The sequence below is a fragment of the Pseudomonas palmensis genome, from assembly GCF_017848315.1.
Taxonomy (GTDB): domain Bacteria; phylum Pseudomonadota; class Gammaproteobacteria; order Pseudomonadales; family Pseudomonadaceae; genus Aquipseudomonas; species Aquipseudomonas palmensis.
In genome coordinates this window covers 192,568-216,185 of the sequence record NZ_JAFKEC010000001.1, presented here as the reverse complement: position 1 = coordinate 216,185, position 23,618 = coordinate 192,568, and the positions used below count along the sequence as shown (strand labels likewise).

26 protein-coding genes and 1 pseudogene are annotated in these 23,618 nt (G+C 65.3%); 3 read left to right on the top strand and 24 right to left on the bottom strand.

All coding sequences use genetic code 11. From position 1 onward, the window contains the following. Nucleotides 1-97: 97 nt before the first annotated feature. The 11 genes and pseudogenes from JZZ72_RS28170 to ubiE all read right to left on the bottom strand — a co-directional run bounded on the left by JZZ72_RS28170 (nt 98) and on the right by ubiE (nt 8,150). Nucleotides 98-811, bottom strand: a complete 714-nt coding sequence (locus tag JZZ72_RS28170; RefSeq protein WP_404940724.1) for a methyl-accepting chemotaxis protein — start codon at nt 809-811, stop codon at nt 98-100. Between the two features lie 141 nt (nt 812-952). Next, nucleotides 953-2,014: pseudogene (locus JZZ72_RS28165) on the bottom strand (methyl-accepting chemotaxis protein); the annotation flags it as partial. A 139-nt stretch (nt 2,015-2,153) separates the two neighbouring features. After that, nucleotides 2,154-2,861: a 16S rRNA (uracil(1498)-N(3))-methyltransferase gene (locus JZZ72_RS00975; protein ID WP_043862166.1), complete on the bottom strand. Its 708-nt coding sequence runs from the start codon at nt 2,859-2,861 to the stop codon at nt 2,154-2,156. Continuing rightward, entirely contained in the window at nt 2,858-3,643 is a 786-nt protein-coding gene (tatC, locus tag JZZ72_RS00970) for a twin-arginine translocase subunit TatC (protein ID WP_043862165.1), read from the bottom strand. The genes JZZ72_RS00975 and tatC overlap by 4 nt, the downstream gene beginning before the upstream one ends. Then, a complete protein-coding gene (gene tatB / locus JZZ72_RS00965) occupies nt 3,640-4,056 on the bottom strand; it encodes a Sec-independent protein translocase protein TatB (RefSeq protein WP_043862164.1) in 417 nt (138 codons plus the stop codon). The genes tatC and tatB overlap by 4 nt, the downstream gene beginning before the upstream one ends. Before the next feature lie 4 nt (nt 4,057-4,060). Further along, on the bottom strand, nt 4,061-4,330 hold the full coding sequence (locus tag JZZ72_RS00960; RefSeq protein ID WP_043862163.1) for a twin-arginine translocase TatA/TatE family subunit: 270 nt from the start codon (nt 4,328-4,330) through the stop codon (nt 4,061-4,063). 23 nt (nt 4,331-4,353) lie between these two features. Continuing rightward, the gene (locus tag JZZ72_RS00955) at nt 4,354-4,689 is read right to left on the bottom strand and encodes a phosphoribosyl-ATP diphosphatase (protein ID WP_043862162.1); all 336 of its coding nucleotides are present in this window, start codon (nt 4,687-4,689) and stop codon (nt 4,354-4,356) included. Between the two features lies 1 nt (nt 4,690). Beyond that, nucleotides 4,691-5,083: a phosphoribosyl-AMP cyclohydrolase gene (gene hisI / locus JZZ72_RS00950; RefSeq protein ID WP_043862161.1), complete on the bottom strand. Its 393-nt coding sequence runs from the start codon at nt 5,081-5,083 to the stop codon at nt 4,691-4,693. A gap of 72 nt (nt 5,084-5,155) precedes the next feature. After that, nucleotides 5,156-6,760: a ubiquinone biosynthesis regulatory protein kinase UbiB gene (ubiB, locus tag JZZ72_RS00945; RefSeq protein ID WP_043862160.1), complete on the bottom strand. Its 1,605-nt coding sequence runs from the start codon at nt 6,758-6,760 to the stop codon at nt 5,156-5,158. Continuing rightward, nucleotides 6,757-7,380 (bottom strand): ubiquinone biosynthesis accessory factor UbiJ, encoded by a 624-nt coding sequence (locus JZZ72_RS00940; protein ID WP_210013901.1) that lies wholly within the window; start codon nt 7,378-7,380, stop codon nt 6,757-6,759. Before JZZ72_RS00940 ends, ubiB begins: the two co-directional genes overlap by 4 nt. Then, entirely contained in the window at nt 7,380-8,150 is a 771-nt protein-coding gene (ubiE, locus tag JZZ72_RS00935; RefSeq protein WP_043862158.1) for a bifunctional demethylmenaquinone methyltransferase/2-methoxy-6-polyprenyl-1,4-benzoquinol methylase UbiE, read from the bottom strand. The genes JZZ72_RS00940 and ubiE overlap by 1 nt, the downstream gene beginning before the upstream one ends. A 125-nt stretch (nt 8,151-8,275) precedes the next feature. Here ubiE and JZZ72_RS00930 point away from each other — a divergent pair, with 125 nt between their 5' ends. From JZZ72_RS00930 to JZZ72_RS00920, 3 genes are all read left to right on the top strand, one after another. Then, a complete protein-coding gene (locus JZZ72_RS00930) occupies nt 8,276-8,551 on the top strand; it encodes a polyhydroxyalkanoic acid system family protein (protein WP_043862157.1) in 276 nt (91 codons plus the stop codon). Between the two features lie 198 nt (nt 8,552-8,749). Then, nucleotides 8,750-9,172 (top strand): phasin family protein, encoded by a 423-nt coding sequence (locus JZZ72_RS00925; protein WP_043862156.1) that lies wholly within the window; start codon nt 8,750-8,752, stop codon nt 9,170-9,172. A gap of 10 nt (nt 9,173-9,182) precedes the next feature. Next, the gene (locus tag JZZ72_RS00920) at nt 9,183-9,968 is read left to right on the top strand and encodes a phasin family protein (RefSeq protein WP_210013900.1); all 786 of its coding nucleotides are present in this window, start codon (nt 9,183-9,185) and stop codon (nt 9,966-9,968) included. 147 nt (nt 9,969-10,115) lie between these two features. Here JZZ72_RS00920 and JZZ72_RS00915 read toward each other — a convergent pair whose 3' ends face one another. The 13 genes from JZZ72_RS00915 to JZZ72_RS00855 all read right to left on the bottom strand — a co-directional run bounded on the left by JZZ72_RS00915 (nt 10,116) and on the right by JZZ72_RS00855 (nt 23,598). After that, on the bottom strand, nt 10,116-10,730 hold the full coding sequence (locus tag JZZ72_RS00915; RefSeq protein WP_043862154.1) for a TetR/AcrR family transcriptional regulator: 615 nt from the start codon (nt 10,728-10,730) through the stop codon (nt 10,116-10,118). Nucleotides 10,731-10,743: 13 nt separating this feature from the next. Next, a complete protein-coding gene (phaC, locus tag JZZ72_RS00910) occupies nt 10,744-12,426 on the bottom strand; it encodes a class II poly(R)-hydroxyalkanoic acid synthase (RefSeq protein ID WP_078479839.1) in 1,683 nt (560 codons plus the stop codon). Between the two features lie 118 nt (nt 12,427-12,544). Continuing rightward, nucleotides 12,545-13,396: a poly(3-hydroxyalkanoate) depolymerase gene (phaZ, locus tag JZZ72_RS00905; protein ID WP_043862152.1), complete on the bottom strand. Its 852-nt coding sequence runs from the start codon at nt 13,394-13,396 to the stop codon at nt 12,545-12,547. Nucleotides 13,397-13,453: 57 nt separating this feature from the next. Beyond that, a complete protein-coding gene (phaC, locus tag JZZ72_RS00900) occupies nt 13,454-15,133 on the bottom strand; it encodes a class II poly(R)-hydroxyalkanoic acid synthase (RefSeq protein WP_043862151.1) in 1,680 nt (559 codons plus the stop codon). A 350-nt stretch (nt 15,134-15,483) separates the two neighbouring features. Continuing rightward, nucleotides 15,484-15,861 carry a gamma-butyrobetaine hydroxylase-like domain-containing protein gene (locus JZZ72_RS00895; RefSeq protein WP_043862150.1) on the bottom strand — a complete coding sequence of 126 codons (378 nt, stop codon included), beginning with the start codon at nt 15,859-15,861 and terminating at the stop codon, nt 15,484-15,486. Nucleotides 15,862-15,955: 94 nt separating this feature from the next. Beyond that, nucleotides 15,956-17,293 (bottom strand): ATP-dependent protease ATPase subunit HslU, encoded by a 1,338-nt coding sequence (hslU, locus tag JZZ72_RS00890; protein ID WP_054915767.1) that lies wholly within the window; start codon nt 17,291-17,293, stop codon nt 15,956-15,958. Nucleotides 17,294-17,370: 77 nt separating this feature from the next. Further along, nucleotides 17,371-17,901, bottom strand: coding sequence for an ATP-dependent protease subunit HslV (hslV, locus tag JZZ72_RS00885; RefSeq protein WP_028945572.1), 531 nt, complete (start codon nt 17,899-17,901; stop codon nt 17,371-17,373). A 143-nt stretch (nt 17,902-18,044) separates the two neighbouring features. Further along, the gene (locus JZZ72_RS00880; protein ID WP_043862148.1) at nt 18,045-19,316 is read right to left on the bottom strand and encodes a dihydroorotase; all 1,272 of its coding nucleotides are present in this window, start codon (nt 19,314-19,316) and stop codon (nt 18,045-18,047) included. Further along, nucleotides 19,313-20,317: an aspartate carbamoyltransferase catalytic subunit gene (locus tag JZZ72_RS00875; protein WP_043862147.1), complete on the bottom strand. Its 1,005-nt coding sequence runs from the start codon at nt 20,315-20,317 to the stop codon at nt 19,313-19,315. The genes JZZ72_RS00880 and JZZ72_RS00875 overlap by 4 nt, the downstream gene beginning before the upstream one ends. A 12-nt stretch (nt 20,318-20,329) precedes the next feature. Further along, nucleotides 20,330-20,848, bottom strand: a complete 519-nt coding sequence (gene pyrR, locus JZZ72_RS00870) for a bifunctional pyr operon transcriptional regulator/uracil phosphoribosyltransferase PyrR (RefSeq protein WP_054915766.1) — start codon at nt 20,846-20,848, stop codon at nt 20,330-20,332. Between the two features lie 59 nt (nt 20,849-20,907). Continuing rightward, nucleotides 20,908-21,342: a Holliday junction resolvase RuvX gene (gene ruvX / locus JZZ72_RS00865; RefSeq protein ID WP_043862145.1), complete on the bottom strand. Its 435-nt coding sequence runs from the start codon at nt 21,340-21,342 to the stop codon at nt 20,908-20,910. Further along, a complete protein-coding gene (locus JZZ72_RS00860; protein WP_043862144.1) occupies nt 21,342-21,911 on the bottom strand; it encodes a YqgE/AlgH family protein in 570 nt (189 codons plus the stop codon). The genes ruvX and JZZ72_RS00860 overlap by 1 nt, the downstream gene beginning before the upstream one ends. A gap of 781 nt (nt 21,912-22,692) precedes the next feature. Then, nucleotides 22,693-23,598, bottom strand: a complete 906-nt coding sequence (locus JZZ72_RS00855) for an energy transducer TonB (protein WP_043862143.1) — start codon at nt 23,596-23,598, stop codon at nt 22,693-22,695. Between the last annotated feature and the right edge of the window lie 20 nt (nt 23,599-23,618).

The window sequence follows — 23,618 nt, the reverse complement described above, 5'->3', positions numbered from 1 at the left end:
GACCTGCAAACGCTGTAGGACTTTTCGCTATTTGTTCGGCGGCCACAGGGGGCCGGACACCGGCAGCGATCAACGCCGCTGCCGGCAGGGCGGGGGGTTACAGGCTGAAGCGGGCGACCAGGGTCTGCAGGTGGGTGCCCAGGCGCGCCAGCTCGACGCTGGAGGCGGCGGTCTCTTCGCTGGCGGCGCTGGTCTGGTCGGACACATCGCGCACCGTCATCACGCTGCGGTTGATCTCTTCGGCCACTGCGCTCTGCTGCTCGGCAGCGGCGGCGATCTGCTGGTTCATGGCCTGGATCGAGGACACGGTGCGGGTAATGGTTTCCAGCGAGGTGCCGGCGCGACGGGTCAGCTCGACGCTGCTGCCGGTCAGGCTGCGGCTGTTGTCCATCACCGTGGCGACCTGCTGGGTGCCGTTCTGCAGGCCGGCGATCAGCTCCTCGATCTCTTCGGTCGATTGCTGTGTGCGCTGGGCCAGGCTGCGCACTTCATCGGCAACCACCGCGAAACCGCGCCCGGCCTCACCGGCACGAGCGGCCTCGATGGCGGCGTTGAGGGCCAGCAGGTTGGTCTGCTGGGCCACCGACTTGATCACGTCGAGCACGCTGCCGATCTTGGCGCTTTCGGCCTTGAGCTGACCCATGGCTTCGCTGGAGTGTTCCACCTCGGCGGCCAGGCGCTCGATCTGGTCGATGGCCTCGCCCACCACGCGGTCGCCTTCGCGGGCCTGCTGGTCGGCCATCTGCGCCGCCTCCGAGGCCTCTTCGGCGTTGCGCGCCACTTCCTGCACGGTGGCGGCCATCTCGTTCATGGCCGTGGCCACCTGGTCGGTCTCGACCTTTTGATTGTTGACCCCGGCGCTGGTCTGCTCGGTGACGGCCGAGAGCTGCTCGGCGGCGCTGGCGATCTGGGTGACACCATCGCCGATACCGCCGATCAGCTGGCGCAGGTTCACGGTCATGCGCTGCATGCTGTGCTGCAACTGGCCGAGTTCGTCGCTGCGCTCCACGCGCAGGTCGTGGCGCAGGTCGCCGCTGGCGATGCGGTCCACGGCGCCGAGGGTGTGGCGCAGGGGTACGACGATCTGGCGGGTGATGGCCCACGAGGCGAGGATGCCGAAGAACAGCGCCAGCGCCGTGGCCAGGGCCAGCATCGACTGGGCGTGCTGCGATTCGTCGTCGCGCAGCTGGGTGAGGCTGCGGCTCATCTGCTGGCTCAGGTCGATCAGCAGCGTGCCCTGTTCGGCCATGTGCTGCAGGGCCGCGTCATTGGCGGCCTGGGACTGGCTGAACTGCTCCACCGCGTTGCGGTAGGTGGCCAGCGCCTGGGTGGCGGCGGCCAGGGCATCGGCATGCTCGGCCGGCACCTTGGCCGGCAGGCTGCGGATGACGCTCAGGGCCTGGTCGATGGCCTGCAGGGCGGTCTGCTGTAGCTCGGCCTGCCCGCTGAAGATGTAGCCACGCACGTGGAAGCGGGCCTGCAGCATCAGCGCCTTGGCCTGCACGGCGCTGTTGAAGGTCTGGATATCGCCGCCTTGCAGCAGCCCGCGCTCTACCTGATCCAGCGATGCGGCGGTCTTTTCCGCGCTGCTGCTCATGGTCGCACGGCTGGCCTCGCGGGCCTGGGCCGCCTGCTTGAGGTCGGCGAAGGCGCGCTGGTACTGGGCAACCGCCTCGTTCTGGCGTTGCAGGCGGTCGCCGTTTTCGCTGGGCGGTATGTGCTGTTCCACGTTCTTGAGCTGGCGATCCAGCTCTACCAGGGCGTTTTCTACCGCGTCGGCGCTGGCGGCATCGCGTTTGTGCTCATAGGTCTGGCGGGCGATGCGCAGGTCCTGGGTGATCTGGTGAATCCTGGAAATCTCGCCCAGGGTGTCGCCGCGCTGGGTGACACCGTTGAGCCCCTGCCAGCCGGTGAGTGCGATCAGCAGGGTCAGCAGCAACACGGTGCCGAAGCCGATGCCGAGTTTGAGCGTGACGCTAAAATTGCCCAGATGGTGGGCGAACCAACGGTACATGGGGTGACTCCATTGCGGTCAGGCGGGGGCGGATGCGTGGTCTGTGGCCAATGCATCGGCCTGGGGTCACAAAACTGAAGGTGTGTGTGAAAGGCGTCGCCGTCAAGGCCGGGTCCTACGCACAGCAGCGGACGCGGTGCTAGAACAACCGCGCCAGCAGGGCGGTGACCGCCGTCTCCACGCGCAGGATGCGCTCGCCCAGCTGTACCGGGTTCAGCCCGGCCTTGCCCAGCAGCTCGACCTCATACGGGATCCAGCCACCTTCCGGGCCGATCGCCAGGGTCACCGGCTCGGTCAATGCGCGCGGGCAGGGCGGGTGGTTGCCAGGGTGGCCGACCAGGCCCAGTGTACCCTCGGCAATCGCTGGCAGGCGATCTTCGACGAAGGGCTTGAAGCGCTTCTCGATCACCACCTCGGGCAGCACGGTGTCGCGCGCCTGCTCCAGGCCCAGCACCAGTTGCTCGCGTATCGCCGCAGGCTCCAGGAAGGGGGTTTGCCAGAAGCTCTTCTCGACCCGGTAACTGTTGACCAGGATGAGCTTGCCCACGCCCATGGTGGCCACGGTCTGGAACACCCGGCGCAGCATCTTCGGGCGCGGCAGGGCCAGCACCAGGGTCAGCGGCAGCTTGGCCGGCGGCGGCTGGGTGAACTCGACCGACAGTTCGGCTTCATGGCCCTCCAGGCGCAGCACCACGGCCTGCCCCATCAGCCCCCCCAGGCGTCCCACGCGCAGGGTGTCGCCCACCGCCACGCGGTGGATCTCCTGCATGTGGGTAAAGCGCCGGTCGCCCAGCACCACACGGTCGGCCGCGACGAAGTCGGCCTCCTCGAGCAGCAGCAGGTTCACGGCTGGGTGGCTGGCGGCTGGTCGTCAGGCTCGTCGGCCTGCACCGGGGCACTGCGCTTGCGGATGAGCCCGCCGAACAGCACGCCGACTTCGAACAGCAACCACATCGGCACGGCCAGCAGGGTCTGCGAGAAGATGTCCGGCGGGGTCAGCACCATGCCGACCACGAAGCAGCCGATGATGACGTAGGGGCGGATCTTCTTCAGGTACTTCACGTCGACCACGCCGATCCACACCAGCAGGATCACCGCCACCGGGATCTCGAAGGCCACGCCGAAGGCGAAGAACAGGGTCATGACGAAGTCGAGGTAGCTGGCGATGTCGGTCATCATCGACACGCCTTCGGGCGTGGCGCTGGCGAAGAAACCGAAGATCAGCGGGAACACCAGGAAGTACGCGAAGGCCATGCCGGCATAGAACAGGAAGATGCTCGACACCAGCAACGGCACTGCGATGCGTTTTTCATGGCGGTACAGGCCGGGGGCGATGAACCCCCAGATCTGGTGCAGGATCACCGGGATCGCCAGGAACAGCGAGACGATCATGGTCAGCTTGAATGGCGTGAGGAACGGCGAGGCCACGTCGGTGGCGATCATCGTGGCGTTGGCCGGCAGGTGGGCGCGCAACGGTGCCGAAACCAGGGTGTAGATCTGCTGGGCGAAGGCGAACAGGCCGGCGAAGATCACGAAGATGACCGCGACGCAGCGCAACAGGCGCGTGCGCAGCTCGGTAAGGTGCGAGACCAGCGGCATCGGCTGGTCGTTTTCCGGGATTTCGCTCATGGGGCTCGCGGCGGCTGTGTCGGTTCGGTGGGCGGTGCTGCTTCGACGGCAGGTGCAGGTGCAGGTGTCGGTGCAGTCACAGGTTCTGGTGCAGGCGCCGGCGCAGCCTCGGTGGCGGTGGCGGCTGGCTCCGCGCCGGGGGTGTGCGCCGGATCGGGCTGTACCGATTGCGGGTTGAGGATGCGCCGGGCTTCCTGCTCCATGGAGAGGATGTGCTCGTTGTGCAGCTGACGCCGGATATCGTCGGCACCGATCTCGCGCTCCACCTCGTTCTTGATCGCGTTGAAGCTGCGTTTCAGTCGGCCGATCCACAGCCCGGCGGTACGTGCAGCGCCCGGCAGGCGCTCGGGGCCGAGCACCAGCAGGGCCACCAGGCCGACAAGCAACAACTCACTGAAGCTGATCCCGAACATGTGTTCACTCTTTCCTGGTCGGCTCTTCGACCTTGTGCGCCTGACCATCGAAGGTCTGCGGCTGGTTCAGCGGTGCAGCGGCGGGCGGCGGGGTCGGCTGGGCAGGCTGTACGGTGGGCTGCTCCGGCTTGTCTTCCTCTTCGTTCATGGCCTTCTTGAAGCCCTTGATCGATTCGCCCAGGTCGCTGCCCAGGTTTTTCAGTTTCTTGGTACCGAACACCAGTACAACCACCACCAGCAGGACGATCCAGTGTTTCCAGTCAAAAATACCCATGGTGCAATCCTCGATTGAATTCGTTAGGCCGACGGCTGGCGGGCGGCCTTCTCGTCGTGCCCGGACAGGCCGAAGCGGCGGTCCAGTTCGTCCAGCACGGCCTGCGGGTGCTGGCCCAGGGCGGCGAGCATGACCATGCTATGGAACCACAGGTCGGCGGTCTCGTAGATGACATCGCTGCATTCGCCACTGACGGCGGCGTCCTTGGCGGCGATGATGGTCTCGACCGATTCCTCGCCGACCTTTTCCAGGATCTTGTTCAGGCCCTTGTGGTACAGGCTGGCCACGTACGAGGTGTCGGGGGCCGCGCCCTTGCGCGATTCGAGCACTTCGGCCAGGCGGATCAGGGTGTCGCTCATGTCAGTGTCCTGCGCTGTAGATGGCATGCGGGTCTTTGAGTACCGGGTCGACGGTCTTCCACGCGCCGTTCTCGTACACGCGGTAGAAGCAGCTTTCACGGCCGGTATGGCAGGCGATGTGGCCCAGTTGCTCGACCATCAGGATGATCACGTCGGCGTCGCAGTCCAGGCGCATTTCATGCAGCTTCTGCACGTGGCCGGACTCTTCGCCCTTGCGCCACAGTTTGCCACGCGAACGCGACCAGTAGATGGCGCGCTGCTCGGCGGCAGTCAGGCTCAGGGCCTCGCGGTTCATCCAGGCCATCATCAGCACGCGCCCGGTCTTGTGGTCCTGGGCGATCGCCGGTACCAGGCCATCGCTGTTCCAGTTGATCTCGTCCAGCCAGTCTTTCATGTTCGACTCCAAAATAGGCCACGGTCCCGCACCGATGCCACCTGCTAGTGTGCCAGCCACGCAGCAGGCTGGCTATCGGCGCACGATCAGGTAAAGGCCCCCGGCCAGCATCAGCCAGGCCGGCCAGGCTGCCGGGGCGCTGAGGCTCACGGCACCTGCGGCGAGGGTTGCGCCGCCCGCCAGCAGGCCGGCACCGAGCAGGCGCAGGGCCCAGCGATCGCGCTGCTGCCAGGGTGGCGGCGGGTCGTTCAGGTGCGGTTGCGACATGCGTTCGAGCAGGTCGCGGGTCATGCCGGCCAGGTGCGGCAGTTGCTCGACCTGGCTGTGCAGGTTCTGCAGCACGTTTTTCGGGCTGACCCGCTCGCGCATCCAGCGCTCCAGAAACGGCTGGGCGGTGCTCCACAGGTCCAGGTCAGGGTACAGCTGACGGCCCAGGCCCTCGATGTTGAGCAGGGTCTTCTGCAGCAGCACCAGTTGCGGTTGCACTTCCATGTTGAAGCGCCGCGCGGTCTGGAACAGGCGCATCAGCACCTGGCCGAAGGAAATATCCTTTAACGGTTTTTCGAAGATCGGCTCGCACACGGTGCGGATCGCCGCCTCGAATTCGTTGAGCTTGGTCTGCGCCGGTACCCAGCCCGAGTCGATGTGCAACTGGGCCACGCGACGGTAGTCACGCTTGAAGAAGGCGAACAGGTTGCGTGCCAGGTAGTCCTGGTCCTCGGGGGTGAGGCTGCCCACGATGCCGCAGTCGATCGCGATGTACTGCGGGCTCCACGGCTTGACGGTGCTGACGAAGATGTTGCCCGGGTGCATGTCGGCGTGGAAGAAGCTGTCGCGAAACACCTGGGTGAAGAAGATCTCGACGCCGCGCTCGGCCAGCAGCTTCATGTCGGTGCGCTGGTCGGCCAGGGTGGCAAGGTCAGTGACCTGCACGCCATAGATGCGCTCCATCACCAGCACCTTGGGCCGGCACAGGTCCCAGTACACCTGGGGCACGTACATCATCTCCGAGCCTTCGAAGTTGCGTCGCAGTTGGCTGGCGTTGGCCGCCTCGCGCAGCAGGTCGAGCTCGTCGTAGATGGTCTTCTCGTAATCGTTGACCACCTCGACCGGGTGCAGCAGGCGGGCATCGGCCGACACCCGCTCGGCGCCGCGAGCGATCAGGAACAGCCAGGCCAGGTCCTGCGCGATGATCGGCTTGAGGCCTGGGCGCACCACCTTGACCACCACCTCCTCGCCGCTCTTGAGGCGCGCCGCGTGCACCTGGGCCACCGAGGCCGAGGCCAGCGGTTCGACGTCGAAGCGGCTGAAGATCTCGCCCACCTTGGCGCCGAGCTGCGATTCGATCAGCGCCACGGCCTTTTGCGGGTCGAAGGGCGGCACGCGGTCCTGCAACAGCATCAGCTCGTCGGCGATGTCGGCGGGCAGCAGGTCACGGCGGGTGGAGAGCAGCTGGCCGAACTTGATGAAGATCGGGCCCAGGTCCTGCAGCGCCAGGCGCAGGCGCGCGCCACGGCTCAGGGGCGACGGCTTGCGCGGCAGCCAGCGCCAGGGCATGGCGAAACGCAGGGTCATCAGCCACCAGGGCAGGGGCAGGTCGAACAGCAGGTCATCGAGACGGTAGCGGATCACGACGCGCTGGATGCGCAACAGACGGCGGACGGCAAGCAGCTTCATGCGTTATCGCTGGATTCAAGGGATCGGGCAAGGCGCGCAATGCGTGCCTCGAGGCGTTCTACATCGATTTTCAGGGCATCGAGCTCGGCGAAGCGCGCTTCGGCTTCGCGCTGGCCGACCAGGGTGCGGGCCTCTTCGGCCAGGTATTCGCCAAGGTTCTGGTTGAGGCTGGCCAGGCCCTGGCGGGTCCAGCGCGCGCGGCTGCGCAGGTGGCCGCCGATCAGCTGGGTGGCGACCGGGCCGAGCCAGCGCGAGAGTTCGTACTCCCAGTCCAGCTCCAGGTCCTGCAGCACGCCGACCAGGTCGAGCAGCACCGCGCTGTCGCCTTCGAGTTCCACCTGCGGGCTGTGCAGCACCGCCGGCTTGTCCTGGCTCAGGGCCAGTTGCAGCAGGCTGCTGGCCGGCGCACGCAGGGTGCAGTCGGCCTTGGTTTCCCAGTGGCTGGCGAGCATCAGGCCTTCATCGCCGGGCAGGATGTACAGCTGCAGCGCCGGCTGGCGGCAGTCGATGGCAATGATCTTGCCCTCGAGCGCAGCCAGGCGCGGCAGCGCAGTGCTGTCCATGCGCAACACACGGTTGAGACCGTGTTCGACGCTGGCGAGCAGCCCGGCCAGCAACATCAGGGTTTGATACCGCGGTGCAGGGCCACGATACCGCTGGTCATGTTGTGGTAGGTGACGCGGTCGAAACCGGCGTCGACCATCATGGCCTTGAGGGTTTCCTGGTCGGGGTGCATGCGGATCGATTCGGCGAGGTAGCGGTAGCTGTCCGCGTCGTTGGTGATCAGCTTGCCGGCCAGCGGCATGAAGGCGAACGAGTAGGCATCGTAGACCTTGGACATCAGCTTGTTGGTCGGCTTGGAGAACTCCAGCACCAGCAGGCGGCCGCCCGGCTTGAGCACGCGCAGCATCGAGCGGATCGCGTCGTCCTTGTGGGTCACGTTGCGCAGGCCGAAGGCGATGGTCACGCAGTCGAAATGGTTGTCGGGGAAGGGCAGCTTCTCGGCGTCGGCCTGGACGAACTCGATGTTGCCGGCCACGCCCTTGTCGAGCAGGCGGTCACGACCGACCTTGAGCATCGAGGCGTTGATGTCGGCCAGTACCACCTGGCCGGTGGGGCCGACCAGCTGCGAGAACTTGCGCGCCAGGTCGCCGGTGCCGCCGGCGATGTCGAGCACGCGGTTGCCAGGGCGCACGCCCGACAGCTCGATGGTGAAGCGCTTCCACAGGCGGTGCATGCCGCCGGAGAGCACATCGTTCATCAGGTCGTACTTGGCGGCCACCGAGTGAAAGACTTCGGCGACTTTCTCGGCCTTCTGACTTTCGGGGACATCCTTGTAGCCGAAGTGGGTGGTGGGTTCGGCGTGTTCGCCTTTGCGCTGGTCGTTCATATCGCTTCACCGGAAAAAATTACTGGCCATTCTAGGGCGTGCGGCTGCATTTGTCTTGGCGGGGTGTGTCGCAGGCGGAGGCAGGGGCATAATGGGAGTATGCCCTTCTAGCCAGGATTGATTGAATGACCCAGATCAGCGTCGAACGCAAACACAGCCTGGGGCGCGCAGCGGCCCGGGAAAAGGCCGAAGCCCTGGTGGACAAGCTGACCCGCGAGTACGACCTCAAGGCGCAGTGGAATGGTGACCGGGTAGAGGTCAGGCGCAGCGGTGCCAATGGCAGCATCGATATCGGCGACGACAGCATCCGGGTGGAGTTGAAGCTCGGGATGATGCTGTCGATGATGGGCGGCACGATCAAGGCCGAGATCGAGCGGGCCCTGGACAAGGCCCTGGCCTGAAACCGCTGTCGCGGGTCAAGCGGCCCCGCAGGTTCACTGCAGGCCCTGTGGGCGCGGGCTTGACCCGCGACAGGGGCCTTCGCTGCACAGCAAATCCTGCCCTTAGGGTGAGGATTCTAATTTTTCCCCCTACCTTTGTGCCCAAGCCCAACTTTCACGGGCGTAACTCCATTTCCGTTCAAGCGTGAGGTGCAGAGCATGGCCAAAGTGACCCTGAAGAAAATCGACGACGCCCCGGGCAAGGCCCTGGGCGAGGTGCGCGGCTACGCGCGCAAGATCTGGCTGGCAGGCCTGGGGGCCTACACCCGGGTCGGGCAGGAGGGCGCCGAGTACCTGAAGGAGCTGGTCAAGGCCGGCGAAACCGTGGAGAAAAAAGGCAAGAAACGCCTCGACCACGAACTCGATGCCGCCAACAGCGAGATCCAGTCCGCCAGGCAGGAACTGGGCAGCGTGAAGGGCAAGGTCGAAGTTCAGCTGGATAAAATCGAAAAGGCTTTCGACACACGGGTCGCCAGCGCCTTGAATCGCATCGGCATTCCGTCTAAACATGACGTGGAGGCACTTTCTGCCAAGCTCGAAGAGCTGACGCTGTTGCTCGATCGTGTCGCACGCAAACAATAAGGAGAGCGGGATGGCTGGCAAAAAGACAACTGAGAAAGAGAGCAGCTCCTGGGTCGGGGGGATCGAAAAGTATTCCCGCAAGATCTGGCTGGCTGGTTTGGGTATCTACTCCAAGATCGATCAGGACGGCAGCAAGCTTTTCGAAACCCTGGTCAAGGACGGTGAGAAAGCTGAAAAGCAGGCCAAGGGCAGCGTCAACTCGGCCAAGGCCAGTGCCAAGTCTGCGACCTCGCGCGTAGGCGACGTGAAAGACCGCGCACTGGGCAAGTGGAGCGAACTCGAAGAGGCTTTCGACAAGCGCCTGAACAGTGCCATCTCGCGCCTGGGCGTGCCCAGCCGCAATGAGGTCAAGGCACTGCACCAGCAGGTCGACACCCTGACCAAGCAGATCGAGAAACTGACCGGTGCCTCGGTCAAGTCGGTCTCGGCCAAGGCGCCGGCCAAGCCACTGGCCAAGGCAGCACCGAAAGCGGCGGCCAAGCCTGTGGCCAAAACTGCGGCGGCCAAACCAGCAGCGGCCAAGCCAGCAGCCAAGCCGGCCGCGGCGAAAACCGCAGCCGCCAAGCCTGCAGCGAAAGCGGCGGCCAAACCTGCCGCAAAACCTGCCGCCAAGCCGGCAGCAGCGAAAAAGCCAGCGGTGAAGAAAGCCCCGGCCAAGCCTGCTGCAGCCAAGCCCGCAGCGGCCAAACCGGCAGCGCCAAGTGCCAGTGCGGCACCGGCGCCAAGCCCGGCGGCCACTGCGGCGCCAGCCGCGTCGGCAGCACCAGCACCTTCGAGCCCGGCCAGCCAGGCCTGACTCGAGGTAGCTGTACAGAAAACGCCCGGCCTGTGTGCCGGGCGTTTTTATGTGGGGTGCCTGTGCTGGCCTCATCGCGGGTCAAGCCCGCTCCCACAGGGATCACTGCCTTCCTTGCAGGCGCGGGCTTGTTCCGCGATGGGACCCTCAGCCCTCCAGGTACCTCAGGGCCAGTTGCTCCGCCGCCAGGCGTGACTCCACCTCCAGGTGCGGCGCCACCAGCATCATCACCTGGTACACCACGATCCCGACCTCGCCCTCGCGCGCCAGAATCCGCTGGTAGTCCAGCGAGAACAGCAAGGTCATGCTGATCTGCTCCACCAGTTGCCCCAGTGCGCGGGTATCGCTGGTCACCTGCCCATGCGCCTTGAGGCTCGCCAGCAATGCCGCCAGCGTGCGCTTGAGCGCATTGAGCAGGGTGCGCATGCCCCGCGCCAGCTTGGGCAGGCGCCCGGTAAGGTTGGACAGGTCCTGGAACAGAAAGCGGTACTGCGCCATGCGCTCCACGATCAGGTGCAGGAACAGCCAGTAGTCCTCGGCATCCAGGCGCACCTCCAGGGGCGGGTCGAGCAGGGGCGTCAGCTCCTCCTCGAAACGCTCGAACAGGCCCAGCACCAGTGGCTCCTTGCCGTGGAAGTGGTAGTACAGGTTGCCCGGGCTGATGCCCATCTCGTTGGCGATTTCCAGCGTCGAGACATTCGGCTCGCCCTGACGATTGAACAGGTGCAGGGCGCACTCCAGGATACGGTCGCGGGTCTTCATCCGTTCTTCTTGCTCAGCGCACCAGCACGTAGGTGCCGGGTGCGGGGTCCATGGGAGGGTAATTGGCGCTGCCCAGCGACAGGCGGGTTTCGCGCTGCGCACCGGAGCGCGCCTGTATCCAGTCGAGCCACTGCGGCCACCAGCTGCCCTCGACCTTCTGCGCATCGTGGTACCAGGCCCGCGGGTCGCTGCTCAGCCTGGGGTTCTCGACAAAATGCGCCTTGGGGTGGCCCGGCGGGTTGAGGATGCTCTGCACATGCCCGCTGTTGGCCAGCACGAAGCGCCGTTCGCCGCCCAGCAGCAGGGCCGAGCGGTACACCGCGTCCCACGGGGTGATGTGGTCGTTGCTGCCGGCCACGTGGAAGCTGTCCACCGTGACCTTGTGCAGGTCGATCGGCGTGCCGCACACCTCGAGGCCGTCGGCGTGCGTCAGCGGGTTGAATTTGAAGAAGTCCAGCAGATCGCCGTGCAGCGCGGCCGGCAGGCGGCTGTTGTCGTTGTTCCAGTACAGGATGTCGAATGCCGGGGGCGCCTTGCCCAGCAGGTAGTTGTTGACGAAGTAGTTCCAGATCAGGTCGTTGGGGCGCATCCAGGCGAACACCCGTGCCATCTCGCGGCCCTCCAGCACGCCCTGCTGGTAGGAGCGGCGCTTGGCCGCCTCCAGGGTCTGCTCGTCGGCGAACAGGCTGGCGGGGCTGTCGAACTGGCTGTCGAGCAGGCTGACCAGGTAGGTGGCGCTGTGCACCCGGCGCATCTGGCGCTTGGCCTGCAGGTGACCCTGCAGGGCCGCGATGGTCAACCCGCCGGCACAGGCGCCAAGCAGGTTGACGTCGCGGCTGCCGGTGATCGAGCGGCACACGTTCATGGCTTCCTCGACCGCCGCCACGTAGCTCGACAGGCCCCATTCGCGATGCCGGGCGTCGGGGTTGCGCCAGCTGATCATGAAGGTCTGCAGGCCGTTCTTGAGGGCGTACTGCACAAAGCTGTTGGTCGGGCTGAGGTCGAAGATGTAGAACTTGTTGATCTGCGGCGGCACCACCAGCAGGGGCCGGGCGTACTGTTTTTCGCTCATCGGGCGGTACTGGATCAGCTCCAGCAGCTCGTTGCGAAACACCACCGCGCCGGCGGTGCTGGCCAGGTTCCTGCCCACCTCGAAGGCGTCCGGGTTGACCTGGCGTGGCAGGCCGTCGTTGTGGCGCAGGTCGTCGAGCAGGTGGTTCAAGCCGCGCACCAGGCTCAGCCCGCCGGAGTTCAGCAGCTCCTTGACCGCCGCCGGGTTGAGCAGGGTGTTGCTGGGCGACATTGCATCGTTGAGCAGCGAGAACACGAAGTGCGCGCGGGCGCGGTCATCGTCGTCCAGCTGGCTCTCGTCGATCCACTGGCAGGTCTGCTGCTGCCAGGCCAGGTAGGCCTGCAGGCCGCGTCGGTACAGCGGGTTGAGCTGCCAGGCCGGGTCGTTGAAGCGGGTGTCGCGTGGCGAGGGCTGGTAGGGGGTATCGCCCAGCATCACGCGCCCCAGCTGGCCACCCAGCGCCAGCAGGTGGCGCGCCGTGTGCAGCGGGTGACGCAGGCCGTGGCGCCCCAGCTGGTGCACCGTCGACAGCAGGTCGCGACCGCGCAGGCCACTGATGGCGCTGCGCACGTTGAGATAGGCAGCGGGGGTCGGTACCCCGGGCTTCGCGGGCTTGTCTTTCATCCAGGCAACACTCCGTCGTCAGGCCATCAACCAATGTTTCAATGCAAGAGCGACACCAACCCGAACTGGCGCTGACATGCCCCGGCGCTCCTGCCGGGGGTGCAAGCGATAGAGGTGCTCAAGCGCTCGGGGCGGGCCGTGGATGCATGACGGCGCGTTGGCGCTCCTGCTGCAGGAATTTCATGATGATCGGGGCAACGGCTTCGGCCCGGGTGATCAGGAACAAGTGACCGTCGTCGATTATGTGTAGCTGGGCATTGGGAATTCGCCAGGCCAGCAGGCGCATATTGATCAGCGGGATCAGCGGGTCGTCGTCGCCTGCCAGCACCAGGGTCGGCTGCTGGATCTTGTGCAGCCAGTGGATGCTGGTCCAGCCCATGCCGGCGAACAGCTGCCAGTAATAGCCCAGCTTGCCCGAGGAACGCACCTTGGCCGCATGCGACGCGGCCAGGTTCGGGTCGCGGCGAAAGGCCCCGCCATAGATTTCCGGGGCGATGCGGATCACGTGGGACGGCTGTATGTAGCGCCTGGGGCTGGCCATCAGCCACAGCACCCGTGGCTTGCCCGGCACCATCACCGCACCGGCGGCGGTGGCCGCCAGCACCAGCTTCTTGCAGCGCTCGGGGTAATCGTGGGCGAACTGCTGGGCCAGCGCTCCGCCCCACGACACGCCGATGGCATTGACCTGCCCGTAGTCGAGGTAGTCGAGCATGCGCGCCGTCAGCTTGGCCAGCCCGGGGAAGCGGTAGGGCCGGCGCGGTGTCGACGAACCGCCCACGCCGGGCACGTCGAAGGCGATCACTTCAAGGTCCGGGTCCAGCGCATCGATGAACGGGAACACCAGCTCCAGGTTGGCGCCGATACCGTTGAAGATCAGCAGCGGCGTGAGGTGCGGCTTGCCGGGGCGAACGGCCGTGCGGATGGACTGGCCATCGAGCTCGACGGTTCTGAAGAGGTACGGTTGCGGCATGCGCGAGCCCTGTCGTGAGTAGCAGCGCCGCCTTGCCTGCGGCGGCGCCGGGTGTTTTCAGCGTTCGTGGACGTAGGTGCCGGGCGACGCTTCGGCGCTCGGGTAGGCCTTGTTGCCCAGCTTGGCGGGTGCCGGCTTGAGTGCGCCGGAGCGCTCGGCCAGCCACGCCTGCCAGTACAGCCACCAGGAATCGGTGTGCTTGGTGGAGTTCTCCTGCCAGTCGTCGGCCTGGGCCGGCATCTCGCTGCTGGTCATGTAGCGCGACTTGGGGTTGCCCGGCGGGTTGAGGATGCTCTGGATATGCCCGCTGTTGGACAGCAGGAACTCGACCTTGCCGCCGAACAGCTGCGCCGACTTGTAGCAGGACTTCCATGGGGTGATGTGATCGTTGGTGCCGGCCACGCTGAAGATGTCGGTGGTGACCTGGCTCAGGTCGATCGGCGTGCCGCACACTTCCAGTGCACCGGGACGCACCAGCGGGTTGTTCTTGAACATTTCGATCAGGTCGCCGTGGAAGGCGGCGGGCAGGCGCGTGGTGTCGTTGTTCCAGAACAGGATGTCGAACACCGGCGGCTCGTTGCCGAGCAGGTAGTTGTTGACCCAGTAGTTCCAGATCAGGTCGTTGGGGCGCATCCAGGCGAACACCTTGGCCATGTCGCGGCCTTCGAGCACACCGGCCTGGTAGGAATGGCGCTTGGCCGACTCCAGGGTCTGCTCGTCGACGAACAGCGCCACCTGGGTGTCGAGGGTGGTGTCGAGCACGCTCACCAGCAGGGTCAGGGCATTGACCTTCTTCTCGCCCAGTGCCGCGTAGTGGCCCACCAGCGCGGTGCAGGTGATGCCGCCGGAGCAGGCACCGAGCATGTTCAGGTCCTTGCTGCCGGTGATAGCCAGCACCACGTCGACGGCCTCCTTGAGCGCATCGATGTAGGTCGACAGGCCCCACTCGCGCTGGGACTTGTTGGGGTTGCGCCAGCTCACGATGAAGGTCTGCACCGTGGAGCGCAGGCAGAAGCGCGCCAGGCTCTTTTCCGGGCTGAGGTCGAAGACGTAGAACTTGTTGATCTGCGGCGGTACCACCAGCAGCGGCTTTTCGTGCACCTGCTCGGTGATCGGGCGGTACTGGATCAGCTCCAGCACGTCGTTGCGAAATACCACGGCGCCCTCGGTGGTGGCCAGGTTCTTGCCCACCTCGAAGGCGTCCATGTTGACCTGGCTGGGCATGCCGCCGTTGTGCACCATGTCCTTGGCCAGGTGCGACAGGCCGTCGAGCAGGCTCTTGCCACCGGTTTCGAAGAAGCGCTTGACCGCTGCCGGGTTGGCCGCGCTGTTGGTGGGGGCCATGGCCTCGGTCATCAGGTTGATGACGAAGTGCGCGCGGCTGATGTCCTGCTCCGACAGGTTGCTGTTGCCGATCCAGTCGTGCAGTTCCTTGCGCCAGGCCAGGTAGGTCTGCAGGTAGCGGCGGTACAGCGGGTTCTGGCTCCAGGCCGGGTCGCTGAAGCGGCGGTCGTCGCCCTCCGGCTGCAGGCCGGACTTGCCGAAGATCACGTCCTTGAGCTGCAGGCCGAAATGCGCGACGTGCTTGGCACTGTGCAGCGGTTGCTTGATGGCCTGACGCAGCACCATCCGGGCCGAAGACAGCAAATCCTTTCGGCGCAGGCCAATGATGGGGCTCAGGCCCAGGGTGTTTTCAGAGGCTTGGCGCTGCAGGTCATCGTTGTTCTTGTTACTCATCTACGACGCTCCGTTGTCCTGAGACGAGTACCGGCTGGGCTGTGGGCGTTGCACAGACGAATGCCCGGTACTACTGCTCGGGTGACCAGTGATAACGAACTGCGGTCCTGCGACCGGATGCGCGACGGTGATGAGCCCTGCGGGTTTATGCGTGTGAAGACAACCTGCTTTCGCTCGCGACCTCGGCATACCGGCCAGACCCTGCATCAACCCGCCCATGCAGGGTACTTGCCATATCCATTGGTTACCCGACTTTCATGGAATGCGCAAGCCGGCCAATCGCTGGCCGGCGCACGGGCATTCAAGCAAATAGAATTAGAAAATGCGCTCTAAAACGCCGGAGTGCCGGGCTAGAGCATCAGCTTGACGATCGACTCGGAAGGGTCGCGGGATTTACCGGCCTTGGCCAGCTCGTCGAGGTACTCGGCCCACAGCTGGTCCTGGCGCAGGCACAGCTGTTCGAGGTATTCCCAGGTGAACAGGCCGCTGTCGTGGCCGTCGTCGAAGGTGAGCTTGAGCGCGTACTGCCCGGCGGGCTCGAGCTGGCTCAGGCCGACGCCGAGCTTGCCAAATTGTAAGATCGGATTGCCGTGGCCCTGGACCTCGGCGGAAGGGGAGTGCACGCGCAGAAATTCGGCGGGCAGGTGATACACCTCGTCGGGCCCGTAGGTCAGGCTCAGGGTCTTGGAGGCTTTGTGCAGATTGATGGCGGTAGGCAGACGGGGCATGGCTATAAGGCTCTTGGGCTTCAAGCTGCAAGCTACAAGCTGCAGGAGAAGGCGTCCAGCACCTCCGGCCTGCAGCTCGCCGCTTGCCGCTGAGCTACAGAATGTAGCGCGACAGATCTTCGTTCTGTGCCAATTCGCCCAGGTGGCTGTTGACGTACTCGGCGTCGATGCGGATCGGCGCTTCGCTGTGGGCGCTGGCCAGGTCGCCGGCGCTGAACGACACCTCTTCGAGCAGGCGCTCGAGCAGGGTGTGCAGGCGACGGGCACCGATGTTCTCGGTCTTCTCGTTGACCTGCCAGGCAATCTCGGCCAGGCGCTTGATGCCGTCGGCAGCGAACTCGATGTTCAGCCCCTCGGTCTTGAGCAGCTCGCGGTACTGCTCGGTGAGCGAGGCATGCGGTTCGCTGAGGATGCGCTCGAAGTCTTCCGGGCTCAGGGCCTTGAGTTCGACACGGATCGGCAGACGACCCTGCAGCTCGGGCACCAGGTCGCTCGGCTTGCTCAGGTGGAACGCACCGGAGGCGATGAACAGGATGTGGTCGGTCTTGACCATGCCCAGCTTGGTATTGACCGTGCAACCTTCGATCAGCGGCAGCAGGTCGCGCTGCACGCCTTCACGGGACACATCGGCGCCACCGACGTTGCCGCGCTTGGCTACCTTGTCGATCTCGTCGATGAACACGATACCGTGCTGCTCGACCGCCTCGAGGGCCTTGGCCTTGAGTTCTTCCTCGTTGACCAGGCGCCCGGCTTCCTCGTCGCGCACCAGCTTGAGCGCTTCCTTGACCTTGAGCTTGCGGCTCTTCTTCTTGCCCTTGCCCATGTTGGCGAACAGGTTCTGCAGCTGGTTGGTCATCTCTTCCATGCCCGGCGGCGCGGAAATGTCGACGCCGACCGCTTCGGCCACCTCGATCTCGATTTCCTTGTCGTCCAGCTGGCCTTCACGCAGGCGCTTGCGGAACAGCTGGCGGGTGTTGGAATCGCTGCTGTTGACCGGGTCTTCGTTGAAGCCGGTGCGGGCCGGTGGCAGCAGCGCATCGAGGATGCGCTCTTCGGCGGCGTCTTCGGCACGGTGGCGCACGCGCACGATCTCCTGCTCGCGCAGCAGCTTGATCGCGGCGTCGGCCAGGTCGCGGATGATCGACTCGACGTCACGGCCCACATAGCCCACTTCGGTGAACTTGGTGGCTTCGACCTTGATGAACGGCGCGTTGGCCAGCTTGGCCAGGCGACGGGCGATTTCGGTCTTGCCCACGCCGGTGGGGCCGATCATCAGGATGTTCTTGGGGGTGACTTCCACGCGCAGCTCTTCGGGCAGCTGCATGCGGCGCCAGCGGTTGCGCAGGGCGATGGCGACGGCGCGCTTGGCATCGTCCTGGCCGATGATGTGGCGGTTGAGTTCGTGGACGATTTCGCGGGGGGTCATGGACATAATGGTCGATGGTCCTGTGGGCAAGTGTTCAGCGTGGAAAAGCCCGACCGTCGGGGTCGGGCGCCAGAACAGCTGAATTACTCGGCCAGGTCCTGCTCCTCGATGGTCAGGTTGTGGTTGGTGAACACGCAGATGTCGCCGGCGATGTTCAGTGCGGTCTCGGCGATTTCGCGAGCCGACAGGTCGGTTTTCTGCAGCAGGGCGCGTGCGGCGGCCTGGGCGTAGGCGCCGCCGGAACCCATGGCGATCAGGCCGTCTTCGGGTTCGACGACGTCACCGTTGCCGGTGATGATCAAGGAGGCGTCCTTGTTGGCCACGGCCAGCATGGCTTCCAGACGGCTCAGCGAGCGGTCGGTACGCCATTCCTTGGCCAGCTCGACGGCGGCGCGAATGAGGTGGCCCTGGTGTTTTTCGAGCTGGCCTTCGAAGCGCTCGAACAGGGTGAAGGCGTCGGCGGTGGCACCGGCGAAGCCGGCGATGACCTGGCCGTGGTACAGGCGACGAACCTTCTTGGCGTTGCCTTTCATCACGGTATTGCCGAGGGAAACCTGGCCGTCGCCGCCCATGACGACTTTGCCGTGGCGACGAACTGAAACGATGGTGGTCAAGGGAGAGTCTCCACGCAGCGAGGCGAAAATGCCTGATGCAGACTCATATGGGGGTGGGGGGAAAGATTTCAACCTTTGCGGCCCCTTCGCCGGCAAGCCGGCTCCTACCGGTAGGAGCCGGCCTTGCCGGCGAAGGGTTTGACTCAGGCTTCGTGGCTGATGTGCCCGTCAACCAGGGTGTAACGCACCGCACCCGGCAGGCAGTGCCCGATGAACGGGCAGTTTTCGCCCTTGGAGCGCCATTGTTCGCCAGCCACGGTCGAGGCCTGCGGGTCGAACAGCACCAGGTCTGCCGCCGCACCCACCTGCAACTGCCCGGCCGGCAGGCGCAGGGCCGCCGCAGGGCCTGCAGACAAACGCTGCAACAAGGTTGCCAGGTCGAGCAGGCCGTCCTCGACCAGTGTCATCGCCAGCGGCAGCAGCAACTCGACGCTGCTGATGCCTGGTTCGGTGGCACCGAACGGCGCCAGCTTGGCGTCGCGCTCATGCGGCTGGTGATGGCTGGAAATCGCCTGGATCACGCCCCGCTTGACCGCATCACGCAGGCCGTCGCGGTCGGCGCGGGTGCGCAGCGGCGGTTGCACGTGGTACAGGCTGGAGAAGTCGCGCAGCGCCTCGTCAGTGAGGATCAACTGGTACAGCGCCACATCCGCCGTCACCGGCAGGCCGCGGGCCTGGGCCTGTTCGATCAGCTTGGCGCCCCGGGCGCTGGTCAGCTGGCTGAAGTGCGCACGCACGCCGGTCTGTTCCACCAGCAGCAGGTCGCGGGCCAGGGCCACGGTCTCGGCGGTTTCCGGAATGCCCGGCAGGCCGAGGAAACTGGCCATCGCGCCCTCGTGGGCGAGGCCGCCCTGGGCCAGGTCGCGGTCCTGGGAATGGAAGATCACCGTCAGGTCGAAGGTGGCCGCGTAGTCCAGCGCGCGGGCCAGGGTGCGGGTGTTGGTGAAGCTGTTCAGGCCGTTGCCGAAGGCCACGCAGCCGGCATCGCGCAGGGCGATCAGCTCGGCCAGTTGCTCGCCTTCCAGGCCCTTGCTCAAGGCGCCGATCGGGTACACCTTGCTGTGCCCGGCTTCACGGGCGCGGTCCAGGATCAGCTCGGTGACTGCCGAGGTGTCGAGCACCGGCCGGGTCTGCGGCGGGCAGCACAGGCTGGTCACGCCACCGGCGGCGGCGGCGCGGGTTTCGCTGGCGATGCTGCCCTTGCGGCTGTAGCCGGGCTCGCGCAGGGCAACGCTCAGGTCGACCAGGCCGGGCGCGGCCACCAGGCCGGTGGCGTCCAGGGTACGGGCGGGCTTGAAGCCGGCCGGGGCAGCGCCGATGGCGACGATCTTGCCGGCGTCGATGTGCAGGTCGCCGACCTGGTCCAGGCCGCTGGTTGGGTCGATGACACGGGCGCCGAGGATACTCAGGCTCACTGGGCGTTCTCCTGCTCGAATTGACGTTGCGCGGTCTGCCCGCTCATGGCCATGGACAACACCGCCATGCGCACGGCGATGCCGTAGGTGACCTGGTTGAGGATCACCGAGTGGGCGCCGTCGGCCACGGCCGACTCGATTTCCACGCCACGGTTGATCGGCCCGGGGTGCATCACGATGGCATCGGGCTTGGCCCCGGCCAGGCGTGCGGTGGTCAGGCCGAACAGACGGTAGAACTCGCCCTCGCTGGGCAGCAGGCCGCCGGTCATGCGCTCACGCTGCAGGCGCAGCATGATCACCACGTCGACGTCCTTCAGGCCTTGCTCCAGGTCGGTGTAGACCTTCACGCCGTACTGTTCGATGCCGATCGGCAGCAGGGTCTTGGGGCCGATCACGCGGATGTCCGGGCAACCCAGGGTTTTCAGCGCGAGCATGTTCGAGCGCGCCACCCGCGAGTGCAGGATGTCGCCGACGATGGCCACCGAGAGGTTCTCGAAGCCGCCCTTGTGGCGACGAATGGTCAGCATGTCGAGCATGCCCTGGGTGGGGTGCGCGTGGCGCCCGTCGCCACCGTTGATGATCGCCACCTCCGGGCACACGTGCTCGGCGATGAAGTGCGCGGCGCCCGAGTCGGCGTGGCGCACCACGAACATGTCGGCGGCCATGGCTTCAAGGTTGCGCAGGGTGTCGAACAGGGTCTCGCCCTTGCTGGTGGAGGAGGTCGACACGTTCAGCGTGATCACGTCGGCCGACAGCCGCTGGGCGGCCAGTTCGAAGGTGGTGCGGGTACGCGTGGAGTTCTCGAAGAACACGTTGCACACGGTCTTGCCGCGCAGCAGCGGGACTTTCTTGACCGCACGCGCGCCGACTTCGAGAAACGAGTCGGCCGTGTCGAGAATTTCGGTCAGCAGTTCGCGGGGCAAACCGTCGAGCGAGAGGAAGTGGCGCAGCTGGCCCTGGTCATTGAGCTGCAGCGGGCGCTTGGCGTCGATTGGCGTCATCGCGGGGGACTCTTAAAGGGCGGAAGCGGAAGCGAGGTCCTGGCGCTCGAGTTCGAGCGGCGCGGGGCCGGACAATTTTACCCGTTCATGGGCTTGCAGCGACAGGGTGGCGCCCACCACGTTTGGCCGGATCGGCAGTTCGCCGGCATCCAGGTCCAGCAGACACACCAGGGTCACGCTGGCCGGGCGGCCATAGTCGAACAGTTCGTTGAGGGCGGCGCGGATGGTGCGCCCGCTCATCAGCACGTCGTCCACCAGTACCAGGTGCTGGCCTTCGATCTCGAACGGCAGCTCGGACGGGCGCACCTGCGGGTGCAGGCCGTTCTGGCTGAAGTCGTCGCGGTAGAACGACACGTCGAGGGTGCCCAGCGGCGAATCGCTGCCCAGCTCGGCCAGCAGCGCCTGGGCCACCCATACGCCGCCGGTGCGGATGCCGATGAAGCGCGGTTCGGCGATGGCGCGGCGTTGCAGGTGGGCGCGAAGGTCAACGGCCATCTGCCGGATCAGTTCGGCGGGGTTGGGTAGGCTCATGCTTGCTCCTCAAGAGGCCGGGGCAGAGAGCTGGCCCGGCGTGTAACCGATGGTCGGGTTCAGGCCTGTTCGGCGTGGGCGTCGAGCCAGCCTTGCAGCAGCAGGGCGGCGGCAATCGCGTCCACCGGGTTGTCGCGGTAGCTGCCGCGCTGGCCGCCACGGGCCATGCGTTCGCCCTTGGCCTCGAAGGTGGTCAGGCGCTCGTCGTGGGTGTAGGCCGGCACGTTGAAGCGGCCGTTCAGGCGTCGGGCGAATTTCTCGGCGCGCGCGCTCATTTCGCTGGGCGTGCCGTCCATGTTCAGCGGCAGGCCGACGACCACCGCGTCGGGTTGCCATTCCTTGAACAGTTTTTCCACCTGGGCCCAGTCGGGTGCGCCGTTCTGCGCCTTCAGGGTGCACAGCTCGCGGGCCTGGCCGGTGATCACCTGACCGACGGCGACGCCGATCTGCTTGGTGCCGTAGTCGAAGCCCAGCAGCAGTTTGAGCGCCGCCATCAGGCGTGCCCCGCCTGGCTGGTGAGCAGGCTGAGGTTGATGCCCAGGCTGGCTGCGGCGGCTTCGAGGCGTTGCTCGCAGGCCATGCCGAAGATGATCTCGGGGTCGAACGGGCAGTTGAGCCAGGCGTTGTCGGCCAGTTCCGCTTCCAGCTGCCCGGCTTCCCAGCCGGCGTAGCCCAGGGTAATCAGGCTCTGCGCCGGGCCCACGCCGTCGGCGATGGCGAACAGCACGTCCTGCGAGGTCGACAGGGCCAGCCCGTCGAGCTGGACGGTGGCCTGGAAGGTCTTGTCGTTGGTGTGCAGCACAAAACCGCGGTCAGTCTGTACCGGGCCGCCGATATGGATAGGCACGTGGATGCAGCGTGCCGGCGGCTCGGTGTCCGGGCGCAGCTGCTCGAGGATATCGGCCAGGTTCAGCTCCTGCGGGCGATTGACCACCAGCCCCATGGCACCGTTGGCATTGTGCTCGACGATGTAGGTCAGGGTGTGGGCAAAGTTCGGGTCGGCCATGTGCGGCATGGCAATCAGGAACTGATGCTTGAGGTAACTCGGGCTGAGGTTTTTCATGGGGGTTAGTGTGGCGGCGAGCGGCCACGCTGACAAGGTGCGTGTCGAGCCTGCGGGCCGATTATGCCTGTTTCTTGGCGGTGCTAATCGGCACGGGCTGCTGTGTGAGGCGCTAGTTAGGTGACCCTGCGGTTGCTGATGTCGCGGCACTGCGCTGCTTTTTGAAGCGGGTACATTTTTTTCGCGGCGACCTACAACTGGTAACTGTGTCAGGTGACAGGTGGTCTGGATCAACTCATAGTCTCACCGCAAACCGAGCATTTGGCTTATCTAAAGGAGAAGTGCAATGATCACTCGGATGTCTATCAACGAAGCAATCGGAAATTTCTTTACTAGTGAGGTAACGCTTACAGGACGCGGTGACCCCGAACGCGCTTATCTGGTCTGTGTCAGTGGGACCGGAGAATACTGCGGCGAGGGTAAGACGTACGAGAATGGGTGTTTCACAATTACCTTCAAGCCACCTGGCCCAAACCCTCACCATGGCTACCAATTTACGGTTAGGCATCTTGAAGACGATGGCACAGTAGGCAACAACCTGAACTGGTCTACTGCCGTCAACAACCCACTCGAAGGTTAATGATCTGACATGGCGAGTTGAAACTCTTCTCACTGTCTAGCAGTTGAGGCATGCCTCGCAGTTATTGTAAGTGCTGGTCCTGCTTCAATTTCGCGACAACATTTTTTGTTGGCCAGCTTCGGTAGTTTTGATTACGAACACTCGTACTTACAGGTGTTACTTGAGGCGCTTGACGATGTCAGACGAGTACACCTTCGGCGATCAGTTGCTCGACAACCGATCCCCACGGGCGAAGCGCCACGTTCGAACAATTTCCAGCCGATCGATATCCGACAGGTCGCCGGTGAACGGCGCAAACGGCGCCGCCAGCCTCACGATGCGCTGCGCCGCCTGGTCCAGCAGCGGCTGCCCGGAAGATTCGAGCACCAGCACCTCGTACAGCGAACCGTCATGGTTGATCGACACCAACAGGCGCAAACTGCCGTAGATCTGCTGGCGGCGGGCCTCGTCCGGGTAGTTGAGGTTGCCGATGCGCTCGACCTTCTTGCGCCATTCATCCTTGTACCAGGCGCCCTTGTCGCGCATGGTCGAAGCCGCGCTCAGGCGGTGGATGCGCGGGCGCTTGGCGTACAGCTGCTGTTCGTTGGCCAGCTCCGCCTCGAGGCTGGCGATCTGGCTGGACAGGTCGGCGCTGTCGAACGTCGGCGTGGCCGCCTTGGGTTGCACCTTGGGCTGCTGCTCCTTGGGTCGGGTCTCGACCTTCTGCGGCTTGGGCCTGGTGGTGGCCACCACTGCCTTGGGCGGGGCCGGCTGGGGCGCCACTTCGGGCTTCGCGGCCGGGGGCGGCGTCACCTTGTTGATCTTGCTGTCCTGGAACGGGGCAATCTCGGTGGTTTTGGGCACCGCCTTCTTGTCCAGCGTGCCGCTGCCCTGCTGGTTGTCCTGCGCCAGGTAATCGGCCTTCTTCGGCGGTGCCTCGCTCTTGAAGGTGGCCAGGGTGATTTCCATGGTGCGGCGGATTTCTTCAGGCTTGGCGAAGGTAAACCCCAGGCCCAGGATCAGCGCCAGGTGCAGCAGCGCCGCCAGGAACAGGGTAAAGCCCAGCCGGTCCGCCGCGCGGACACGGGGCGGGGCAAAATCGGCAGGAAGGTCGGCAGGAAGCGTCATCGATTATCCAGCAGCCGGGG

Coding starts and splice junctions, on each gene's coding strand:
- phaC (WP_043862151.1), bottom strand. CDS start 15,133: ATGAGTAACAAGAACAACGATGACCTGCAGCGCCAAGCCTCTGAAAAC.
- hslU (WP_054915767.1), bottom strand. CDS start 17,293: ATGTCCATGACCCCCCGCGAAATCGTCCACGAACTCAACCGCCACATC.
- tatC (WP_043862165.1), bottom strand. CDS start 3,643: ATGAGCGAAATCCCGGAAAACGACCAGCCGATGCCGCTGGTCTCGCAC.
- JZZ72_RS00925 (WP_043862156.1), top strand. CDS start 8,750: ATGGCCAAAGTGACCCTGAAGAAAATCGACGACGCCCCGGGCAAGGCC.
- phaZ (WP_043862152.1), bottom strand. CDS start 13,396: ATGCCGCAACCGTACCTCTTCAGAACCGTCGAGCTCGATGGCCAGTCC.
- JZZ72_RS00875 (WP_043862147.1), bottom strand. CDS start 20,317: ATGACGCCAATCGACGCCAAGCGCCCGCTGCAGCTCAATGACCAGGGC.
- tatB (WP_043862164.1), bottom strand. CDS start 4,056: ATGTTCGGGATCAGCTTCAGTGAGTTGTTGCTTGTCGGCCTGGTGGCC.
- hisI (WP_043862161.1), bottom strand. CDS start 5,083: ATGAAAGACTGGCTGGACGAGATCAACTGGAACAGCGATGGCCTGGTA.
- JZZ72_RS00940 (WP_210013901.1), bottom strand. CDS start 7,380: ATGTTGCTGGCCGGGCTGCTCGCCAGCGTCGAACACGGTCTCAACCGT.
- ruvX (WP_043862145.1), bottom strand. CDS start 21,342: ATGGCGGCGCTCAAACTGCTGCTGGGCTTCGACTACGGCACCAAGCAG.
- phaC (WP_078479839.1), bottom strand. CDS start 12,426: ATGAAAGACAAGCCCGCGAAGCCCGGGGTACCGACCCCCGCTGCCTAT.
- JZZ72_RS00860 (WP_043862144.1), bottom strand. CDS start 21,911: ATGAAAAACCTCAGCCCGAGTTACCTCAAGCATCAGTTCCTGATTGCC.
- JZZ72_RS00960 (WP_043862163.1), bottom strand. CDS start 4,330: ATGGGTATTTTTGACTGGAAACACTGGATCGTCCTGCTGGTGGTGGTT.
- JZZ72_RS00855 (WP_043862143.1), bottom strand. CDS start 23,598: ATGACGCTTCCTGCCGACCTTCCTGCCGATTTTGCCCCGCCCCGTGTC.
- JZZ72_RS28170 (WP_404940724.1), bottom strand. CDS start 811: ATGAACGAGATGGCCGCCACCGTGCAGGAAGTGGCGCGCAACGCCGAA.
- JZZ72_RS00915 (WP_043862154.1), bottom strand. CDS start 10,730: ATGAAGACCCGCGACCGTATCCTGGAGTGCGCCCTGCACCTGTTCAAT.
- JZZ72_RS00920 (WP_210013900.1), top strand. CDS start 9,183: ATGGCTGGCAAAAAGACAACTGAGAAAGAGAGCAGCTCCTGGGTCGGG.
- ubiB (WP_043862160.1), bottom strand. CDS start 6,760: ATGAAGCTGCTTGCCGTCCGCCGTCTGTTGCGCATCCAGCGCGTCGTG.
- JZZ72_RS00930 (WP_043862157.1), top strand. CDS start 8,276: ATGACCCAGATCAGCGTCGAACGCAAACACAGCCTGGGGCGCGCAGCG.
- ubiE (WP_043862158.1), bottom strand. CDS start 8,150: ATGAACGACCAGCGCAAAGGCGAACACGCCGAACCCACCACCCACTTC.
- pyrR (WP_054915766.1), bottom strand. CDS start 20,848: ATGAGCCTACCCAACCCCGCCGAACTGATCCGGCAGATGGCCGTTGAC.
- JZZ72_RS00895 (WP_043862150.1), bottom strand. CDS start 15,861: ATGCCCCGTCTGCCTACCGCCATCAATCTGCACAAAGCCTCCAAGACC.
- JZZ72_RS00955 (WP_043862162.1), bottom strand. CDS start 4,689: ATGAGCGACACCCTGATCCGCCTGGCCGAAGTGCTCGAATCGCGCAAG.